Origin of the sequence: Bacillus sp. S2(2024) (assembly GCF_050474045.1) — a bacterium.
Lineage (GTDB): Bacteria > Bacillota > Bacilli > Bacillales > Bacillaceae_G > Bacillus_A > Bacillus_A yunxiaonensis.
On sequence record NZ_JBFLUS010000003.1, the window covers coordinates 4,540,001 to 4,542,500 of the forward strand.

4 tRNA genes and 2 rRNA genes (2 of these 6 cut by a window edge) are annotated in these 2,500 nt (G+C 51.3%); all 6 read left to right on the forward strand.

The window, feature by feature from the left end:
• Positions 1–1,989: ribosomal RNA gene (locus AB1284_RS23035) — 23S ribosomal RNA — on the forward strand; it begins 934 nt to the left of the window's first position.
• 93 nt (positions 1,990–2,082) lie between these two features.
• Positions 2,083–2,198 (forward strand): 5S ribosomal RNA (gene rrf / locus AB1284_RS23040).
• Positions 2,199–2,202: 4 nt separating this feature from the next.
• Positions 2,203–2,278: transfer RNA gene (locus AB1284_RS23045), tRNA-Val, on the forward strand.
• Positions 2,279–2,281: 3 nt separating this feature from the next.
• Positions 2,282–2,357 (forward strand) — tRNA-Thr (locus tag AB1284_RS23050).
• Between the two features lie 9 nt (positions 2,358–2,366).
• A tRNA-Lys gene (locus tag AB1284_RS23055) sits at positions 2,367–2,442 on the forward strand.
• A 17-nt stretch (positions 2,443–2,459) separates the two neighbouring features.
• Positions 2,460–2,500 (forward strand) — tRNA-Leu (locus tag AB1284_RS23060); it runs 40 nt beyond the window's last position.

Here is a 2,500-nt window from a genome sequence, read left to right on the forward strand (position 1 = left end):
ATCGGATTACCGAATTCAGTCAAACTCCGAATGCCAACGACTTATACTTAGGAGTCAGACTGCGAGTGATAAGATCCGTAGTCAAAAGGGAAACAGCCCAGACCGCCAGCTAAGGTCCCAAAGTGTGTATTAAGTGGAAAAGGATGTGGAGTTGCTTAGACAACTAGGATGTTGGCTTAGAAGCAGCCACCATTTAAAGAGTGCGTAATAGCTCACTAGTCGAGTGACTCTGCGCCGAAAATGTACCGGGGCTAAATACACCACCGAAGCTGCGGATTGATACCTATGGTATCAGTGGTAGGGGAGCGTTCTAAGTGCTGTGAAGTCAGATCGTAAGGACTGGTGGAGCGCTTAGAAGTGAGAATGCCGGTATGAGTAGCGAAAGACGGGTGAGAATCCCGTCCACCGAATGCCTAAGGTTTCCTGAGGAAGGCTCGTCCGCTCAGGGTTAGTCAGGACCTAAGCCGAGGCCGACAGGCGTAGGCGATGGACAACAGGTTGATATTCCTGTACCACCTCTTTATCGTTTGAGCAATGGAGGGACGCAGAAGGATAGAAGAAGCGTGCGATTGGTTGTGCACGTCCAAGCAGTTAGGCTGGTAAGTAGGCAAATCCGCTTACCGCGAAGGCTGAGCTGTGATGGGGAAGCTCCTTATGGAGCGAAGTCTTTGATTCCCCGCTGCCAAGAAAAGCTTCTAGCGAGATAAAAGGTGCCTGTACCGCAAACCGACACAGGTAGGCGAGGAGAGAATCCTAAGGTGTGCGAGAGAACTCTGGTTAAGGAACTCGGCAAAATGACCCCGTAACTTCGGGAGAAGGGGTGCTTTCTTAACGGAAAGCCGCAGTGAATAGGCCCAAGCGACTGTTTAGCAAAAACACAGGTCTCTGCGAAGCCGTAAGGCGAAGTATAGGGGCTGACACCTGCCCGGTGCTGGAAGGTTAAGGAGAGGGGTTAGCGCAAGCGAAGCTCTGAACTGAAGCCCCAGTAAACGGCGGCCGTAACTATAACGGTCCTAAGGTAGCGAAATTCCTTGTCGGGTAAGTTCCGACCCGCACGAAAGGTGTAACGATTTGGGCACTGTCTCAACCAGAGACTCGGTGAAATTATAGTACCTGTGAAGATGCAGGTTACCCGCGACAGGACGGAAAGACCCCGTGGAGCTTTACTGTAGCCTGATATTGAATTTTGGTACAGCTTGTACAGGATAGGCGGGAGCCTTTGAAGCCGGAGCGCTAGCTTCGGTGGAGGCGCTGGTGGGATACCGCCCTGGCTGTATTGAAATTCTAACCTACGGGTCTTATCGACCCGGGAGACAGTGTCAGGTGGGCAGTTTGACTGGGGCGGTCGCCTCCTAAAAAGTAACGGAGGCGCCCAAAGGTTCCCTCAGAATGGTTGGAAATCATTCGTAGAGTGCAAAGGCATAAGGGAGCTTGACTGCGAGACCTACAAGTCGAGCAGGGACGAAAGTCGGGCTTAGTGATCCGGTGGTTCCGCATGGAAGGGCCATCGCTCAACGGATAAAAGCTACCCCGGGGATAACAGGCTTATCTCCCCCAAGAGTCCACATCGACGGGGAGGTTTGGCACCTCGATGTCGGCTCATCGCATCCTGGGGCTGTAGTCGGTCCCAAGGGTTGGGCTGTTCGCCCATTAAAGCGGTACGCGAGCTGGGTTCAGAACGTCGTGAGACAGTTCGGTCCCTATCCGTCGTGGGCGTAGGAAATTTGAGAGGAGCTGTCCTTAGTACGAGAGGACCGGGATGGACGCACCGCTGGTGTACCAGTTGTTCTGCCAAGGGCATAGCTGGGTAGCTATGTGCGGAAGGGATAAGTGCTGAAAGCATCTAAGCATGAAGCCCCCCTCAAGATGAGATTTCCCATAGCGTTAAGCTAGTAAGATCCCTGAAAGATGATCAGGTTGATAGGTTCGAGGTGGAAGCATGGTGACATGTGGAGCTGACGAATACTAATAGATCGAGGACTTAACCATATAATATGAAGCAAATGTTATCTAGTTTTGAAGGAATATATTTTTTTGAAATTCCTGTTGACATTCTGAAAAGAATGTGTATAATAATAGAAGTCTGGTAATGATGGCAGAGAGGTCACACCCGTTCCCATACCGAACACGGAAGTTAAGCTCTCTAGCGCCGATGGTAGTTGGGACTTTGTCCCTGTGAGAGTAGGACGTTGCCAGGCAAATGGAGGATTAGCTCAGCTGGGAGAGCACCTGCCTTACAAGCAGGGGGTCGGCGGTTCGATCCCGTCATCCTCCACCATATGCCGGCTTAGCTCAATTGGTAGAGCAACTGACTTGTAATCAGTAGGTTGGGGGTTCAAGTCCTCTAGCCGGCACCATTTTAGTAAGAGCCATTAGCTCAGTTGGTAGAGCATCTGACTTTTAATCAGAGGGTCGAAGGTTCGAGTCCTTCATGGCTCACCATTTTAAAAATATAGTGCGCGGGTGTGGCGGAATTGGCAGACGCACCAGACTTAGGATC